General features: G+C 66.9%; 18 protein-coding genes and 1 tRNA gene. 10 read left to right on the top strand and 9 right to left on the bottom strand.

Annotation, left to right across the window (positions count from 1 at the left end; all coding sequences use genetic code 11):
* The first annotated feature begins 21 nt into the window (after positions 1 to 21).
* Positions 22 to 852, top strand: a complete 831-nt coding sequence (gene blaOXA, locus AC3EO4_RS15505; protein WP_379574558.1) for a class D beta-lactamase — start codon at positions 22 to 24, stop codon at positions 850 to 852.
* Positions 853 to 949: 97 nt separating this feature from the next.
* Positions 950 to 1264: a hypothetical protein gene (locus AC3EO4_RS15500; RefSeq protein ID WP_379573722.1), complete on the top strand. Its 315-nt coding sequence runs from the start codon at positions 950 to 952 to the stop codon at positions 1262 to 1264.
* 80 nt (positions 1265 to 1344) lie between these two features.
* Here the strand turns inward: AC3EO4_RS15500 and AC3EO4_RS15495 are convergent, their stop codons facing one another.
* From AC3EO4_RS15495 to AC3EO4_RS15485, 3 genes are all read right to left on the bottom strand, one after another.
* Positions 1345 to 1890, bottom strand: coding sequence for an ATP-binding protein (locus AC3EO4_RS15495; RefSeq protein ID WP_379573721.1), 546 nt, complete (start codon positions 1888 to 1890; stop codon positions 1345 to 1347).
* A gap of 855 nt (positions 1891 to 2745) precedes the next feature.
* Positions 2746 to 3579 carry an SDR family oxidoreductase gene (locus AC3EO4_RS15490; protein WP_431896179.1) on the bottom strand — a complete coding sequence of 278 codons (834 nt, stop codon included), beginning with the start codon at positions 3577 to 3579 and terminating at the stop codon, positions 2746 to 2748.
* A 193-nt stretch (positions 3580 to 3772) separates the two neighbouring features.
* Complete coding sequence (locus tag AC3EO4_RS15485; RefSeq protein WP_379573719.1) at positions 3773 to 4144, bottom strand: DUF5997 family protein; 372 nt, start codon at positions 4142 to 4144, stop codon at positions 3773 to 3775.
* Positions 4145 to 4198: 54 nt separating this feature from the next.
* Here AC3EO4_RS15485 and AC3EO4_RS15480 point away from each other — a divergent pair, with 54 nt between their 5' ends.
* The 3 genes from AC3EO4_RS15480 (at position 4199) to AC3EO4_RS15470 (ending at position 8848) form a co-directional block, all read left to right on the top strand.
* Complete coding sequence (locus AC3EO4_RS15480) at positions 4199 to 4927, top strand: LysR family substrate-binding domain-containing protein (RefSeq protein ID WP_379573718.1); 729 nt, start codon at positions 4199 to 4201, stop codon at positions 4925 to 4927.
* A gap of 414 nt (positions 4928 to 5341) precedes the next feature.
* Positions 5342 to 6652: an SEC-C metal-binding domain-containing protein gene (locus AC3EO4_RS15475; protein WP_379573717.1), complete on the top strand. Its 1311-nt coding sequence runs from the start codon at positions 5342 to 5344 to the stop codon at positions 6650 to 6652.
* Positions 6653 to 7417: 765 nt separating this feature from the next.
* A complete protein-coding gene (locus AC3EO4_RS15470) occupies positions 7418 to 8848 on the top strand; it encodes an ATP-binding protein (protein ID WP_431896177.1) in 1431 nt (476 codons plus the stop codon).
* Between the two features lie 348 nt (positions 8849 to 9196).
* On the opposite strand, the gene AC3EO4_RS15465 is transcribed toward AC3EO4_RS15470, so the two are convergent.
* Entirely contained in the window at positions 9197 to 9445 is a 249-nt protein-coding gene (locus tag AC3EO4_RS15465; RefSeq protein WP_431896175.1) for a hypothetical protein, read from the bottom strand.
* Positions 9446 to 9790: a DUF6247 family protein gene (locus AC3EO4_RS15460; protein WP_431896174.1), complete on the bottom strand. Its 345-nt coding sequence runs from the start codon at positions 9788 to 9790 to the stop codon at positions 9446 to 9448.
* Between the two features lie 270 nt (positions 9791 to 10060).
* Here AC3EO4_RS15460 and AC3EO4_RS15455 point away from each other — a divergent pair, with 270 nt between their 5' ends.
* The gene (locus AC3EO4_RS15455) at positions 10061 to 10204 is read left to right on the top strand and encodes a plasmid pRiA4b ORF-3 family protein (RefSeq protein ID WP_431896172.1); all 144 of its coding nucleotides are present in this window, start codon (positions 10061 to 10063) and stop codon (positions 10202 to 10204) included.
* Positions 10205 to 10656: 452 nt separating this feature from the next.
* Here the strand turns inward: AC3EO4_RS15455 and AC3EO4_RS15450 are convergent, their stop codons facing one another.
* Both AC3EO4_RS15450 and AC3EO4_RS15445 read right to left on the bottom strand, forming a co-directional pair.
* A complete protein-coding gene (locus tag AC3EO4_RS15450) occupies positions 10657 to 11160 on the bottom strand; it encodes a hypothetical protein (protein WP_431896170.1) in 504 nt (167 codons plus the stop codon).
* Positions 11161 to 11181: 21 nt separating this feature from the next.
* Positions 11182 to 11988: a UTRA domain-containing protein gene (locus AC3EO4_RS15445; protein ID WP_431896168.1), complete on the bottom strand. Its 807-nt coding sequence runs from the start codon at positions 11986 to 11988 to the stop codon at positions 11182 to 11184.
* A 247-nt stretch (positions 11989 to 12235) separates the two neighbouring features.
* On the opposite strand from AC3EO4_RS15445, the gene AC3EO4_RS15440 reads away from it, so the two are divergent.
* From AC3EO4_RS15440 to AC3EO4_RS15425, 4 genes are all read left to right on the top strand, one after another.
* Positions 12236 to 12547: a hypothetical protein gene (locus AC3EO4_RS15440; protein ID WP_431896166.1), complete on the top strand. Its 312-nt coding sequence runs from the start codon at positions 12236 to 12238 to the stop codon at positions 12545 to 12547.
* Between the two features lie 23 nt (positions 12548 to 12570).
* The gene (locus AC3EO4_RS15435) at positions 12571 to 12990 is read left to right on the top strand and encodes a hypothetical protein (RefSeq protein ID WP_431896164.1); all 420 of its coding nucleotides are present in this window, start codon (positions 12571 to 12573) and stop codon (positions 12988 to 12990) included.
* A gap of 503 nt (positions 12991 to 13493) precedes the next feature.
* Positions 13494 to 14429, top strand: a complete 936-nt coding sequence (locus tag AC3EO4_RS15430) for a site-specific integrase (RefSeq protein ID WP_431896162.1) — start codon at positions 13494 to 13496, stop codon at positions 14427 to 14429.
* Positions 14430 to 15213: 784 nt separating this feature from the next.
* Entirely contained in the window at positions 15214 to 15924 is a 711-nt protein-coding gene (locus AC3EO4_RS15425) for a tyrosine-type recombinase/integrase (protein ID WP_431896160.1), read from the top strand.
* Between the two features lie 59 nt (positions 15925 to 15983).
* On the opposite strand, the gene AC3EO4_RS15420 is transcribed toward AC3EO4_RS15425, so the two are convergent.
* Positions 15984 to 16055: transfer RNA gene (locus tag AC3EO4_RS15420), tRNA-Val, on the bottom strand.
* Positions 16056 to 16072: 17 nt separating this feature from the next.
* Positions 16073 to 17014, bottom strand: coding sequence for an ROK family protein (locus AC3EO4_RS15415; RefSeq protein WP_379573707.1), 942 nt, complete (start codon positions 17012 to 17014; stop codon positions 16073 to 16075).
* Between the last annotated feature and the right edge of the window lie 40 nt (positions 17015 to 17054).

Here is a 17054-nt window from a genome sequence, read left to right as displayed (position 1 = left end):
CGCATGAAGCGCCCCATGATGATGTTGAACGCCGCCCTCTTGACGGTCGCCGCCCTGACAGGCGTCGCGGCCCCCGCCACGGCGACCCCCGCACCCGCCCAAGCCGCCTCCCCCGCCGGTCCGATCGTCAGGGACGACCTGCGAGCCCTCTTCGACCAGGCCGGCGTACGCGGCACCTTCGCCCTCATGGACGTCGGGACCGGCCGTACCACCGTCGTCGACCGCGCCAGAGCCGAACGCCGCCTGATCCCCGCGTCCACCTTCAAGATCCCCCACGCCCTCGTCGCGCTCGAGACCGGCGCGGTCAAGGACGAGAACGAGGTGATCCCCTATGGCGGCAAGCCCCAGCCGTTCCCCGAGTGGGAGAAGGACATGAACCTCGGCGACGCGATCAGGGCCTCCAACGTCCCCGTCTTCCAGACGATCGCCCGCCGGATCGGGCTCAAGAAGGAACGGCAGTGGCTCAACCGCCTCGGGTACGGCGACCGCGAGGTCGGCACCGTGGTCGACCGGTTCTGGCTCGACGGTCCGCTGGAGATCTCGGCCGTCGAGCAGACGCGCTTCCTGTCCAGGTTCGCCCGCCAGAAGCTGCCGGCCTCCATCAAGAACCAGCGACTGGTCCGCGACATGCTGAAGATCGAGGAGAAGGACGGCTACGCCCTGTACGCCAAGACCGGCTGGGCCTTCGACGTCAAGCCCGCCATCGGCTGGTGGGTGGGCTGGGTCGAGCGCGACGGCCGGCTGTACACGTTCGCGCTGAACATCGACGTCAACGCCGACGGCGACACCGGCAAGCGCGTCCCGCTGGCCCGCGACCTCCTGAAGCGCCTGGACGTCCTGCCCGCCTCCTGACCGCCGCGCACCGCTGGAGCTCCCGCGAGGCTACTTGACTGTCCGTGGCCAATTGATTACTAATGGCAAGGTTCCCCATGAAAGGACTTGCCCGACCATGCGCGTCTCTCACCGCACAGGTGCCGTTCTCACCGCGTCCGGCCTTCTCGCCGCGACCCTGCTCGCCCTCCCCGGCCAGGCCGCCGCGGCGGTCCCTACCGGCAACGCCCCGACCTGTGTCACCGTCTGGGAGCGCACAGGACGCATCATGAAGACCGGCTATGCGAGAAACGACTGCGACTACTCGCTGAACCTCAAGATCGTGTGGGCGCGCGGCACGGACGGGCCCTGCGAGACCGTGCGACCGGGGCAGACCATCAGCACACAGGTGCCACGCGGCGTCCGAAGCTTCGACGGCGCGAGCAGATGCTGATGTGACCGCCTGCGGTGGTCACGAAGCCCGGTGGCGAGATCGCTACCGGGCTTCTTTCACGCCTGACGGCGGTGCGCCGATCAGCAGGCGACCGGGGCGACCACCGGAAGTTCGAACCAGACGCTCTTCCCCTCAAGGGTGCGCTGGCTGCCCCAGCAGCAGGCCAGCAGGTCCAGCACGGCCAGTCCGCGGCCGTTCTCGTCGCCCGCGTCGACGTGGCGGAGTTGGGGCAGGATCTCGTCCGCGTCCTGGACCTCACAGCGCAGCAGGTCCTCGACGACGTAGAGAACCAGCCGGTACGGCCCGCGCGCGTGCCGTACCGCGTTGGTGACCAGCTCGCTGACCAGCAGCTGCGCGACCTCTGAAGGCCCATCGAGGGCCCAGGAGGCCAGCCGGGCCCTGATGAGGTGTCTCGCCCAGGCCACCGAGGAGGCGTCGGGCGGAAGCGACCACGAGGCGCATCGCACGTCCGCGTCCAGCTGAGGCTCGCGATAGGCGGGCTCGACCGGCGAACGCCTGTCTTCCAGGTTCTCCACACACGCGTACTCGGGAGCGGCCCCGCCCTGCGCATAGGTCTGCCGGTCCGCGCTCCTGCCGATGACGCCGGCTACCGAGCACTTGTTCATCTCGCACCTTCCGCCCGGGGCGGATCCGCTCACGTCCAGGCTGGCGTCCTTCCAAGACCACCAGGCCGCTACGCCGGATCCGCCCCCCTTCTTGCTGACACGACCAGCATGCGCAGACGACGGGCGTATCCGGGGCGGTATAAACCCCCGTATAGGTACCTGTTCTTACGTACGTAGACGCTCGGTCGTGGCCGTAGACCGCACCGGCCGCAGCAGAGGTAGCCGCCCCTTGAGGCGTATCGAGGCGCCGACCGCGGTCACGCACGCCGGCGACCTGGTCCCGGCATCCCGCAGGACGTCGACCCGCTCCCCTCGCCCGCCGACCCTGCCGATGGTACGGATGTGGGGTGACCGACCGGCCGTATGACGTGCTAGGCCGCTACACCACACCGCCCGGAGGCGGCGCCGGGATTCGAACCCGGGTCTCCGCTTTTGGAGAGCGATAACCGATCGAGATTCGACCCGTACCACCGGCAGGGCTGACGGACGATCAGGTCTGGAACCGGCGCGGATGTGGGAGGGCCCACCGGCCGATACGGTGCTCTACCGCTGAGCTACACGGACCCGAAGTCCGTGACGGGATTCGAACCCGCGACCACCGGCTTAAGAGGCGATAACCGACGAGCTTCGACCCGTGCCGGCCCAGACCTGACCAGCCCGCCAAGCCAGAAGGGGATACGGCTCCGACGAGGAGCACCGGCGAGTCGCTGAACGACAACCGGCACCCTTCACCCCGCATCCACATCAAGCCCGACGAACTTGGACCTACCGTACCGAGCATCGCGACGCCCCACACCTCAATATCGAGCCCACTCGGGACGCCGGGCACCCTCGCGTTTCGGACGGAGGGCGCGATCACCGCCGACCGTCACCCAGGAACCGCCGCGCGCCGCGCAACGTGGTCCGAAGCCGGCGCTGAGTCATGGCGCAGTCCAAGCGCACGTCCAGGGGGCCGGGCACCCTGCTGTCCGCCCGCCGGCCCGAAGGCAGACGGTCCGCGTCGAGGCCGTCGCGGCGAGCGATGAGCAGCCCAAGCTCGTATCGGCTCACGGCATCGGCTCCGGCGACGTGGTGGACACCCCGATACTCGGATGCCGCGAGTTCCAGGAGCGCCGCGGCAAGGTCGACCACATGCACGGGACACCGCACGTCGTCGGTGAACAGCACCCCTCGCGCCGTGCCGGTGGCCAGTGAATGCACAAGGGCCTCGTGCGAGGAGCCCCCGTCGCCGATGATCAAGGATGTCCTGGCTGTCACCGCAGCCGGCATAATCGCGTTCACCGCCGTCTCGGCGGCGGCTTTGGCCGCGCCGTACGGGGTGATCGGGTCGGGGACGCACGTCTCGTCATAGCGAATCGCGGCGCCGGAGAAGACCGCGTCACTCGACACGTGAACGAGGCGTCCGCCCGCCGTGGAGACAGCGAGAGCCACGTTCACGGCGCCGATCGCCGTGGTCGTCCAATCCGCCTGCCGGAAGGCGGCGTTGACGACCACCTCCGGCCGGAAGGCGCCGACCAGCACGTCGACGTCCTCTCGCCGGCGCACGTCGAGCGGCGACCACTCAACGCCGGCGATCTCTCCAGGCCGCCGGGTCAGATAGGTCGCGGCCACCTCGTGCCCCGCCAGCGAACACTGTCGAGCGAGCTCGCTGCCGAGAAAGCCACTGCCGCCGACGATGAGCGTCCTCATGACCGGTCACCATAGTTGATCAGCAGCTCCGAGACGGCCGCCGTTTCCACCAGTGCCGCGCACGCCCACCTGCGGCAAGAGCCCGTCCCCAGCTCCCTGCGTAAGCTCCTTGGTTCCTCGGGACGACGAGGAACTCGCGGCAGGACGGGCTCGTCGCAGGTCGCAGGACGGGCTCGAGCAGGATCCCAGCCGTCTAGCGTTGCTTGAGGCGGAGCGCTTCCTTGCGGGTCTCTGCCTGGATGGACCGCTCGCGCTCCAGCCACGCCGGGTTCTCCGCCTTCAGCGCGTCGATCTCAGCGGTGGTGAGCGGTCCGGTGATCCCGCCCCTGGTCAGGCCGGAAATGGAGACCCCGAGCTTCGCGGCGACGACCTGCTTGGGGTGCGGACCGTTGCGGCGCAGGTCAGCGAGCCAGGCGGGAGGCCTCGACTGCAACTCGTTCAGCTCGTCCCTGGAGACGACACCCGCCTGGAACTCGGCGGGAGTGGCCGAGAGGAGGACACCCAGCTTCTTGGCCGCGGTCTCGGGCTTCATCGTCTGGATGGTCTTCGGCTTGGACGAGGTCATGGCGCCAAGAGTAGTCAGTCGGAACGGTTCCCCTGACATCGGTACCCTGAGCACGTGACTGATGGGGAGACCGGCAGGGTGTTCCGGCTGGCGTACGTGCCCGGGGTGACACCCGCGAAATGGGTCAACGTCTGGACCGAGAGGATGCCCGGCGTGCCGCTCACCCTGGTCGCGGTTCCCGCCGCCGAGGTGGTGGGACTCCTGCGGGACGGCGGCGCCGACGCCGGTTTCGTCAGGCTGCCGGTCGACCGCGACGGGCTCAGCGTGATCCCTCTCTACGTGGAGACCACGGTGGTCGTGGTGCCCAAGGACCACGCGGTGGCCGCCGCCGACGAGGTGGCCATCGCCGACCTGACCGACGACGAGGTGCTTCATCCTCTGGACGACACCATCGAGTGGACGGTCCGGCCCGGGCTGCCCGCGTTCACCCGCCCGGCCACGACGGCCGACGCGGTCGAGCTGGTAGCGGCGGGCACCGGGCTGCTCCTGGTTCCGCAGTCGCTGGCACGCCTCCACCATCGCAGGGATCTCACCTACCGGCCGGTGCCGGACGCGCCGCAGTCTCAGGTCGCGCTGGCCTGGCCCACGGACGCGACCACTGACCTGGTGGAAGATTTCATCGGCATCGTCCGCGGCCGGACAGCGAACAGCTCGCGCGGCCGTACCCCCGCCTCCCCTCCGGAGAAACCGGCACAGCGGCAGGCACGAAAGCCCGCGCAGAACGGCTCCGGCCGCCGGGCCGTGCCGGCCGGCCGGAAAAAGAAGGGCCACCGGCCCCGGTGACCCGCAACCCTCCGGTTCGTTCCTCGCCCAGTTCGCACGGGGACGGTTCGTGCCGCACTGATCTACCCACCAGGTACGGCTGAAGCGGACCACAAGTACCTGCCCTGATCTGGGCATACCGCCCATGGCGGTCTCTCGCCGTCCGGACTCGTCCATGGCCGTTGTCACCCAGATAGTCACTCAGCGCCGGATGAGGCTCACCCCCGAACAATGCAGAGAACAGCAGGCCGCGCTCATCGCCGGCCTCGCCAAGCGCCCGCGAATTCGAGAGACACGATCCCGCAACTGAGATGCGGCGCAGATTCGGCACCGTTCGAACCACAACGCCGTGTCGAAGCGACACGATGTCGCTCCTGTCCCCGCATGCCAAGGAGAAACCGCTCATCGTGCCCGCGCCGTGTGGACAATGAGCCCATGCTTCCCGACAGATTCTTCCACCCCCTCAAGCCCACGCAGGTGCTCGACACCGTCTACGACCAGTTCGGCGAGCCGGACGAGGTCGGCGAACTCACCAACGAGTCTGCGGCCAGGGAGACGGTCCGGCAGGTGCTGCTGGATCCGCGCAGCCAGGGCGATCCCGGGGTGTTCGAGCTTGCCTGGGAACTGGTCGACCTCTATGACGACGACGAACTCCACGACGCGGTCGAGCTGCTGACCGAGGTACTCAACGCCCACCCCGACCAGCGCTTCGCCCTGGGCGCCCTGCGTGCGGCCCACCGCGACGCCGAGGGTCTGGCCGAGATGGAGGCCCTCCATCGCGACATGTCGTTCCTGCTACCAGAGCGCCGCGACGTCCGTTTCTACTACCTGGCTCCGGCCTTCCTCGCCGAACAGGGTCAGACCGACCGTGGCGCGCTCCTGGCCAGGGAGGGGGCCGCTCTGGCCAGAAGCCTCGGGCTTGAGGAAGAGTCCAAGCGGATCGAGGAGCGCAGCCCCGATCCCGAACACCGGCAGCAGTCGAGGGCCCGGCTTGAAAGTGCGATGGAGGAACTGCTCAGCGCAGCCCGCACTGCCGCCACGCCCTCCGGGAAACGTGCGCTGGGCGGGGAGCGCTCCAGGCTTCGGATGGCCTATCTCCCCGCGCGGGAGTACGCCAAGGGCCTGGCCGAAGGGCTGCTCGACGCCACATTCCCCCTCGACCACGAGGACTACCGTCGCGAGCTGGAGTCATCGCTGCTCGACTCGGCCGAACTCGGCAGGGTCTCCGTGGTCGCGATCGACCTGGCGGAGGTCGACGCGTTCGCCGAGCGGACGGGACGCGACCCACAGCGTCGAAGTACACGGCTGGCCTACCTGTCCACGCTGCCGGCCCGGGACGCGATCTCCTGGCCACCGGAGCGCAACGCGCCCTGCTGGTGCACCTCTCAGCGCAAGTACAAGAAATGCTGTGGCCGGCCCGGATTCCGCGACCAGCCGGTGCCCGACAGAGGGCGGGCAATCCTGCGTGTCGATGGACCACAGCCGCTCCGGGTGCAGGTGCCCTCCAGGATTCGGCTTGACCGGCTCCACGCGCTGATCGACGCCGACGCCGGCGCGGGCGGCCACTACAGCTTCACGGTCCAGGACGGCGAAATCGACGCCGACCAGGCTCCGGACGCGACCCTTTCACAACTCGCCAACGAGCCCGGCCAGTCGTTCGGCTATCACAACGGCCGCGACCACAGGGTGACGGTGGAGGAGATCGTCCCGGTGGACCCGGCGGACAACCAGCCCCAGGTGATCTAGCGACACGCTGTCTTGATGGGTGACTCCCATCGTGCACGGCCCCTCGACGAGCCTGGAGCCGACCGCTCCAGCCCGGCAGACTTTCTCAGGCCCCGGTCTACGACGGTCCCATCCGTCGGCTGCATTCCACATCCGGACCCAGGCCGACTCGGCTCAACCGCGAGGGGACCAGGCCCGGGCGACAGCGCGGGCACCGACCGAGGCGGACCGCAAGATCGTCAACGCGCTGGCCGCCATGGTCGCCAAGTCCTCATGGCACGAAGCCCGGCAGCAAGATCGCTACCGGGCTTCTTTGCGCTGGTGGGCGATACTGGTATCGAACCAGTGACCCCTCGCTTTTAAGGCACGCCAGGAGAAGTCGGGATCTTGGGTGATTCACGGTCTCGCCTCGGCAAACGTTCCGCCCAAGTCCTCGGCCGTCCTCGCTCGTCCCTGGCCGTTGTCATTCAGATAGTCACTCAGTGGGACGACCCGTGCTTCAGATAGGCCTTCTCCTGGTGAACGGGCGGTGGCGGCGGCTTTGGGACGACTGGCAAGGCGCTCGATCAGGAGGCTAGTGACGTCGGCGGCGCCGGATGGGGAACGCCTCGGCATCACGTCGATCGGGAACTCGTCAGGCCATGCGATGCTCGGACAGTCGGCTCCGGGGCGCCGGACTCTCGGTGGCGACGCGTCTGGAGGCGCCGAATCGGAACCGGATGAAATGTAACCAGAACCCGAGTAAATGTAACCAGCACATGGTTACATTTACCTATGAGCCACAGCGTGAACGAGTTGGTCGCACGTCTCCGCACGGCCGGAGGCGACTACGACGATGTCGAGGTCAAGTCGGCGGCAGGAGGGCTGCCGCAGTCGCTCGCCTCAACTCTGAGCGCACTGGCAAACCATCCGGGCGGCGGGACGATCATCCTCGGCCTCGACGAGGCCACCGGCTTTCGTCCGGTACAGCTTGCAGATCCGCAAGCTCTCAAGCAGGGCCTCGCTCACAAGGCTCGCTCGTTCTCGCCGCCTGTCCAGCTTACGATCAGTGACGCGGAAGTGGATGGGGCACCGGTCATCGTCGCCAGAGTGCATGAATGCGATCCGTCGGCCAAGCCGTGTCGAATCACGGCGTCAGGTACGGCATACATGCGGGGGTACGACGGAGACTTCCCACTGTCGGATCTGGAAGAGCAGGCATTCCTTGCCGCCCGGAAGCCACCGCTCTTCGACCGGCAGCCCGTGACAGGCGCCACCCGGGAGGACCTGGACAGCGACCTTGTCACAGCGTTCCTACGTTCGGTCCGCGAACGGGATCCCCACGGCCTGGGCCGTTTCCCTGACGATGCCGAGTTGCTCCGGCGTGCTGGAGTGACTCTGCCCGACGGCACTCCGACCGTCGCAGGGCTGTTGGCTTTGGGAGTTCATCCACAGGAGTGGTTTCCGCGCTTCGTCATCCAGGCTTCGGCGGAGCCGTTGCCGACCGATCCCACAGGATCGCGGGCTCGGAACCAGACGACGATCACTGGGGCCATTCCACGGATGCTGGAAGAGGCCCTGGACTGGGCACGGCGAACCTTTGACACCAGCGTCGTGTCAGCGCCGGACGGAACTGTTCGTGATCGGCCCGCCTATCCATATATCGCGTTTCGCGAGATCATCGCGAACGCTCTTCTCCACCGCGACCTCGATCATTGGTCGGCCGGCATGGCCGTGGAGGTTCGGCTCCGCCGTGACCGGCTGATCGTCTCCAACCCGGGCGGCCTGTATGGCATCACGGTCGACCGGCTCGGCCAGGATGCCGTCACTTCCGCACGCAATGCGCGACTCGTTACGATCTGCCAATACGCTCGCACACCAGAAACAGGCGCGCGAGTGATCGAGGCTCTGGCAACCGGCATCCCGATCGTGGCCCATGCCCTGGCAGAGGCCAGGCTTCCACCTGCGCATTACATCGACGCCGCCATCCGATTCACCGTCGTCCTGAGGCAGCAGGCAGTTCCCGTCATACGCCCGGGCGACGACCTGAACGAGACGGAGCTACGTGTCTACGACGCCTTGGCCGCCGGGACACGCACTGTCGCCGATCTGAAGCAGGAATTGAACCTGTCCGCGCCTAACATCCGCAAGGCACTACGCGAACTGAGATCGAGAGGGCTCGTCGAGCAACTGGGGGGCCGAGGGCGGCCGACGACCTACCGGAAGCTCTCGGATTAGGGGCGATGCCGATGTCCTTGTGCGCCGGTTCGCCCAGCGAGACGAGATAACCGCAAATGCTCGCTTGCACGAGCCAAGGGCACGGTAGCTCCGTAGCATGATCGCTGCAGGGCTACCTAATGCAGGTGGGCAGTGACCCCTCGCTTGTAAGACAATCGAAGAGAGGGAGGGAGCAGCTCCAGTACTTGCCCTGATCTGGACACACCGTCCATGGTGGTCTCTCGCCGTCCGGACTCGTCCATGGCCGTTGTCACCCAGATAGTCACTCAGCGCGGCCCAGGCAGGCAGGAGTTGTGGGGGCACTACGCATGCCTCGGCAGTTAGAGCTCAATATGATCACCCCTCGAGCTAGATCCACTGCACGCGGATGATGTATACCTCGCGTTGGGGCTCCAACACCAGACAGGTCACGAGCCCACGTTCTCCAAATGGCATGACGCGCATGTTGCCGTCGGGCTTGCCGGGCGTTTGCGGTCCGCCGGCCCAGGGCTCCAGCTCAATCAAGTCCAGCACTCCGGCCAGATACCGCAAGGCATCCTCGGGGAGCGCCGCGATCTGTTCTTGAGCGACAGGATCGGGCTCAACGATCGAATACACCTACCGCTCGACCCCGCGCTCAGCCAGCAGTTGGCGCCATGTCTTGTCGCCCCGAGGGATCGGCTTGCCGCCATCGGCCAGTTCCTGGACACGGGCAGCCCGCTCGTAGAGATCTCTCCGACCCTGCGGATCCTTGATCGAGTCGCACGCGACAAGCCACCAGGTATGGATGAATTCGCTGAGTCGGCCGAGGTCCAAACTGGCGCGGACCTCAGCCAAGACGACGTCAAGACCTGCGTCGAACCCATCTCGGTCCTGCGGGATGACCAGCGCTCTGCGGATGGCGCGCAAATTCTTCTCCAGCGGGGGGCCTTCGGGGGAGAACTCCTGCGGTTGCGCGCTCATGCCGCCAGTGTATGTACAGGTACTTCGCGCGGCCCAGCCGAATCGCACGACTTGAGAAGGTGATTCGGCTTGCGGACCTCCGCGCGGGTCCTGGAGGTAACCGACTCACCCATCACCGGGGCGGCACGAGCAACTGCCCCACTGCCTGGCGAAGCAGCATCAAGCAGGCGTGATGACGCTCGTCCTTGACGTTGCCGGCGGCGAGAGGACATCTGTGTCACAACGCAATCTCCTCATGACACTCGGCCAGATCAGACTCACCCTCGAACGATGCAAACTCCGGACGCGACCCCTTCACAGCTCGCCAACGAGCCCGGCCAGTCGTTCGGCTATCACAACGGCCGCGACCACAGGGTGACGGTGGAGGAGATCGTCCATGTGGACCCTGCGGACAACCGGCCCCGGGCGATCTAGCGACACGTTTCGGCACGTCGACTTCTGCAGGCCCGGTCTGACGGTCCCATCCGTCTGCCACATCCCACATCCGGACCCAGACCGACTCGGCTCAACCGCACGGAGACCTGGTCCTCGCTACAGCGCGGGCACCGACCGAGGCCGACCGCAAGATCGTTAACGCGGTAGGCGCCGTGATCAGCTCGACCTCATGGCGCGCTCATGGCACGAAGCCCGGCAGCAAGATCGCTACCGGGCTTCTTTGCGCTGGTGGGCGGTACTGGTATCGAACCAGTGACCCCTCGCTTGTAAGGCACCCTCGAAGAGGGCGGGACCACCTCGGATTACGAGGCTCACCTGCGCTTACGGTCCAGGGCGATCCCCTCTAGTCCATGGTCGTCCGAGGCTATTGTCACCCAGTTAGTCACTCGGCATGCCGCCCGTCCAGCCGACTACCAGTCCCCTCAAAACGTTCAGTCGTCGGCGGCGACCAGGAGCGACAGAGCCTTGGCAGGGCGATCGATGACAACCAGCTCGTGGAAGTCGTTATGAACCCCGCCCCAGTCGTGAAACGCCTCATAACCGAGATCTTTGAGCTGGTACCTCTCAGTGGCTCCTGCGACCAGTGCATGAACCTCGTGTTCCAGCCGGGCGGAGAGGGCCACCGGAAGAGGACCGAACTGTGCCGCCCAGTCGCGGAGAATGGCGTTCGCGCTCGCCTCATCAACGCGCACGTAGGCGGCCGGGCTCACGTTCCGTAGCCAGTAGGGGCCATGACGGAGCCCATTGACCTCGACTCCTCCTCCGGCATAGTCATCCCGGTACTGTTCTTGGCCAATCAGCTCCGTCAGCAGATGGGTAACGTCGGCGTCCGGGCGGGACAGACCGAAGCGCTTGATGTCGACCCAGCGACGTGCATGATCGCCTGAGGTGAACTGACGAAAATTGATGAATGTCTGATCTTGATACGTGAGCATCCGATCTTCTCAATCGTCTTCTCAGAATTCGTCGTACCCGGAGACCTGTCCGATGGGGAAGATGTGCCGGTTGGCGGCGCAGATCGTCTCCAGGACGTGGATGGGCGTGCCCTCGGTGGAGTAGCTCGCCCGGAGGACCTGAACGATCCACTCGCTGGGCTCAAGCTCCAGCGTCTCCCGCTCGAACGGTGTCGGCGGCCTGGCGGTGAGGTTCTCCTCCGCGTGGCCGAACGTGTAGCCCAGGGCGGTCAAGGCGGACTGCAACGACGGCTGCACGAACTCGGGCTCGGCCAGCCTGGTGTCGCCGAACAGGTCGGCGCGAAAGTAGCTGGTCGCGATTCTCACCGGCACGTCGTTGGCCAACATCATCTTGCGTCTCGCGACGATCTCCGCGCCCGGCTCGGCACGGAGGCAAGCCGCTACATGATCACTCGCGGGCTCCAGCCCGACGTACAGCATCCGCCGGTCGGCCTTGAGCCCCTGCCTCTCCGCCTCTGCGAGGAAGAGCGACTTCGAGCCGCGTACGGCTGGCTCGGTCGGCAACGCTCGCTGGACCAGCACCCTGGGTGCCGGAGAAGCTGGCCCTTCTGGCGCGCGGGCCGCTGGCCCTCTCCTCATCTGCGAGATGCGGCCGGGAGACACGCCCAAGCGCCCGGCGATCTCTTCCAAACTCATGCCGGACTCGCGTGCCTCGGCGATCGCCTGGCGTCGCATCTTCGCCGCTTCGGTGACCAAGCCCTGCTCCTCGGTCATGAGGCGACTGAGGATGCGGGCTCGTTCCACGGGGTCGCTCATCTGGGCGACTTCCCTCAGCGTCTTCAGATCCATCCGGGCAATGCCTCCTCAGCGACTGACGCGAGCCGGTTTTAGCCCCCCTATTGCGAGGGCTAAGGCCAGGTTCTACCCTCGACTTTAGCCCCCCTAAAGTGGGGGACTAAGTAGGACCCCCGCCATGGGAGCACGGTGCTGGAACACCGCCCACAACGGGGGTCCAGAACGCATCGAGAGCTTTGGGGCGTCAACGATGCAGAACCAGATTACTGCCGTGCCCAGGAACGGCAAGGAGTCACAAGCAGTGCTATCGGCAGACATACTGCGCGACGCACTGCGGCAAGGGCACGACATAGCAGCGGACACTCACGACGGGTACGGCATGGCGCTCGTCTCCGTCTGGGTCGGGCTGGTGGTGTGGTGCGATGGCGAGTGGTTCTGGTGGCGGTCGGGATGGGACGAGCGGCGCAAGCGTGCCGTGTACGCCCGTCATCCGGCCATGGATCCATCACGCGCCGCTCGACGAATCGCCTTCCGCTACGCCGACCTGCGGGAGAAACGACCGCTGTCGGCCGTATCTGATGACGTGGGGACAGCGAGCAAGGCACCGGGGTGACATCGCCTCGGCACATGCCGGGGGTGCGTGCCAAGATCGTGGACTTGCTGCACAGTCCCGCTCGAACCCGTGGCTCTGGCGCGTGGCTGATCGGTCAGCGTGGAACCGTGGTCATGGTCCTGCGCAACGGCACCCTGGCCTTGTTCGAGCTCGACGACGCGGCCCACGATCTACCGGGCGGCGTTCGGCGCTGGCCGGTTCACTGGGACGACCTGCTCGTGTACGGCACGGAATCGGGGTCGGACCATCCCTGCGAGGCCTACCGGCTCGGGCTGTCCGGCACTGGACGGCAAGCGGTGCAGCACGCCGTACCACTCGACACGAAGATCAGCTTGTGCGGGGAGCCGGTGTACCCATTGCCCGTGTGCGGCTGGTCGATGCCGTTCTCGCCCACAGCGGACCGGGCTTGCCCGAATTGCATTCACCTGGCAGCGCTCCCATGAGCATCGCCGTCGAACGAGCCGGAGCGTCGTGCCGTTGGTCGTGGGTCGGTTCTTCCCACAGCCCACTCCTCCCCCCCGCCCCCGATAGCTGCCAGATTGTGTGGCCCGACCGAGGTGTCAACTCCGTCTTCGGAGCCGTTGCCGTGCGGCTTCCACGCGTCCTGCGTCCATGGCGTGCAGACGGAGTTGACGCCGACCAAGGGACACGAACAATGCGGTATCGGGGGCAGGGGTACGGACCTCAGCCCGTGATCCATGCGTCTTCGGAGTGCAGCGGCCGGCGCGCATGCGAAGCACCCCGTAGGGGCCGCGTAGCGGTGGGGGCCGGCGGCGGAACGGCCATCAGGTGGCTTGCTGGACTCAGCGTCCTGCATGGCCTGTGCTTGTTGGTCGTCACGCCGCCAGGAGCGGGGGCGGTGCGCGCCGGGACCGGCCCCCAAGGCCGCACGCCCGGCGCGCAGGCCGCCCGGAGCGGGCGGCGGCGTGGCGAGCGAAGCGAGTCCTTGAGCGGCAGATCCCCGGCCACGGTCACCATGTACCACACGTACGCCGACAAGCACGTGATCCCGGCGCTCGGTGCTCGCAAGCTTCGTGACCTGTCCGTGGAGGACGTCGATCGCTGGCTCGCGAGCAAGACGGACGAGCTGGGCACCAGGTCACTCAAGCTGATCCACGGCATCCTCAACCGCTCCGTCAAGAGCGCCATGCGGCGCGACATGGTGAAGCGGAACGTGGTCGATCTCTGCGACATCCCGGACGGTCGCGCGGGCCGACCTTCCAAGGCGCTCACCCTCGCTCAAGCACTGGCCGTCCTGGCCGAGGCGGAGACCAGCGGCGAGCGCATCAGGGCGTACATCGTCCTGTCGCTGCTGATCGGCGCGCGTACCGAGGAACTGCGTGCGCTGCTCTGGTCTCACGTCGTCGCATACGACGCAGAGCGCGAGGCGTGGTTACCAGTGGCAGAGGCGGGATGGGACCACGAGGAGTTCGCGATCTACGTGTGGCGCTCCGTCCGGCAGAAGGGCGACACGAAGACCGTGAAGTCCCGGCGCTCGCTCAAGCTCCCCCGCCGCTGTGTGGAGGCGCTTCGTCTGCTCTGGGACGTCCAGCAGACCGCACGAGAGAAGGCGCGCGAGCGATGGCAGGACACCGACCTCGTCTTCTGCACGAGGACGGGAACGCCGGTCACCGCGCACAACGTACGACGCGACTTCCGGAAGGTGGTGGATGCAGCCGGTCTCGTCGGCAAGCAATGGTCCCCGCGCGAGCTGCGGCACAGCTTCGTGTCGGTGCTGTCGGACTCCGGCGTCCCGATCGAGGACATCTCGCGCCTGGTCGGCCACTCCAACACGGTGGTGACCGAGACGGTCTACCGGCACCAGATCCGGCCGGTGATCATGCAAGGAGCTGCGGCGATGGACAAGATCTTTGGGAGTTAGTCACTCACTTAGTCACTCAGGCCCCGTTTCCGCAGTCGGAGACGGGGCCTTTTCGCAGGTGGGCGGTACTGGTATCGAACCAGTGACCCCTCGCTTGTAAGGAGCCAAGATCGCCTTTGCAGCGCGGCTGACGTGCGTGGGAGCCTCGTTCACCTCGCGGCATGAGGCTCGCTCGACGTGGCCTAATGGCACGCTAATGGCACGGCGATCATGGGCATCTGTGAAGTTGGCGGGCTCACACTCACGGCCGATGTGGTCCCTCAGGTGGCTCTAATGGCACGCCAATGCTTAAGAGCGTCGACGCTCACGAATTCCCGCCTCAACCCGCAAGCCAACGCCGATTAGGGCCATGATCCACAGACCAACGAGCCATGGCCACGAGGGGGATCGTTCATCGAAGATCAGAATCCCGAAAGATACGGCGACACCGGCGACTATGGAGACAGTCCCTATGATTCGGACCGTTTCATAGCCCTCGGGGGCATTGGTCGGCGAACGGTAGAGCTGGGGATCCTCGGGCTCAGTCACAGCGCAGAGCATCCCACATGGGATCGAACGGCAGGAATCCTCTACATCGCGCTCCGCCCTGCCCGATCTTCCCGTCTGCCTCGTCCCACATGCAATGCAGCGGATCAAGGCCAGGGGTCAAGGTGGAGCGCCCTACTGGACGAACGACCTTGACCCCTGGCCTTGATGCGCTGGGCTCCTTCTCGGAAAGATCGACACGTCGGCCGTTCGAGAGTGGCGGGTCGCGCTGATCTCGAACGGCGTCGGCGCGTCGGAGGTGGCCAAGGCGTACCGGTTCCTGCGTGCCGTGCTCATGACGGCGGCAGACGACCTGATCATCCCGCGCAACCCCTGTCGCATCAGGGGAGCCGGTGAAGAGAAGCCCGATGAGCGACCGATGCTCACGGTGGCGCAGGTCTTCAAGCTGGCCGACCTCGTCGTGAAGCGTCTGCGGGCGCTGATCCTCCTGGCCACCTTCACGAGCCTGCGGTGGGGTGAGGTGGCTGCCCTGCGGCGGATGGACCTGGACCTGGCGAAGGGCACGGTCAGCGTTCGGCAACAGCACGTCGAACTGGACACGGGCGAACTCCTGGTCGGGCCGCCCAAGTCACGCGCCGGTGTTCGCATGGTCGCCATCCCCCGGGCGATCATCCCCGCCGTGCAGGAACATCTCGACTCGTTCACGGGACCGGAACCCGATGACCTGGTCTTCACTGGCTCCCGGGGCGGTGTCCTGCGCCGAAGCAACTTCAGGCGCGCGGCCAAGTGGGATGAGAACACGAAGAAGATCGGCATGCCCGGTCTGCACTTCCATGATCTTCGCCACACAGGCAACACGATCGCCTCCGCGTCCGGCGCGAGCCTCAAAGATCTCATGGCGCGGATGGGGCACGACTCGGTGCGCGCCGCGTTGATCTACCAGCACAACACCGAAGAGGCGGACCGCAAGATCGTCAACGCGATAGACGCCATGATCAGCTCAATCTAATGGCACGCTAATGGCACGAAGCCCGGTGGCAAGATCGCTACCGGGCTTCTTTGTGCAGGTGGGCGGTACTGGTATCGAACCAGTGACCCCTCGCTTGTAAGGCGAGTGCTCTACCGCTGAGCTAACCGCCCCTGATCGGCACTACACCTTACGACACCGCGGGCGCCGATCGCACATCCATTGTCCATCCTTCCCCTACCGAAGGCCGGCCGGCCGCGGTCCAGCCCAGCAGGGCCGCGCCCAGCATGCCCGCGTTCACTCCCAGCGACGCCGGCACCAGCGGGGGCGCGTCGCGGAACGCGAGTCGCTTGACCAGCCTCGTGCGTACCGGATCGAACAGGGCGGGGCCCGCCTCGGCGAGGCCGCCGCCGAGGACGATGACGGAGGGGTCGAGCAGGAGCGTGTACGTGGCCAGCGCCAGTGAGAGCGCCTCAACGGCCTCGTCCCACACCTCTATGGCCACCGGGTCGTCGGAGGCGACGACCTCCTCCGCCTTGACCCCTGGCACGCCTGAGCGCTCGCTGTAGCGCCGTCCGACCGAGGCCGCGGACGCGTACGTCTCCAGGCAGCCGAGCTGACCGCAGGCGCACGGCTCGCCGTCGGGGAAGACGGGGATGTGGCCGATCTCGCCGCCCCAGCCTGCGGCGCCGCCGTACGGCCGGCCGGAAAGGATCATCGCGCCGGCGATGCCGGTGCCGATGGGCAGGAACAGGAAGTCGGACACGCCGCGTCCCGCGCCGAGGACGCTCTCCGCGAGCCCGCCGGTGCGGACGTCGTGTCCGAGCATGACGGGGACGTCCATGTCGACGAAGGCCTGCGCGGGCACGTCGCGCCAGCCGAGGTTGGCGGCGTAGACGGCGCTGGTGGCCGTGACGAGCCCCGGGACGGCGAGGCCGACTCCCGCGAGGCCCGCCCCTCCGCGGGCGGCGAGGTCGGCGATGAACTCGCGGATGGCGGTGACGACGGCGTCAGGCCCCTCGGCGCGCGGTGTGGCGCGCCGGTCGGTGACCAGCACCTGGCCGTTCTCGCTGACGAGGCCGCCCTTCATGGACGTGCCGCCGACATCGAGCGCGACAACGTAGGAACTCATAGCGGTCATCCTGGGAGGCGGGTGGCAGGTCAACGGCTAT

The organism is Nonomuraea sp. bgisy101 (assembly GCF_057708945.1).
The sequence above is the reverse complement of the archived record's forward strand: the minus strand, read 5'-3'. Positions and strand labels throughout refer to the sequence as shown.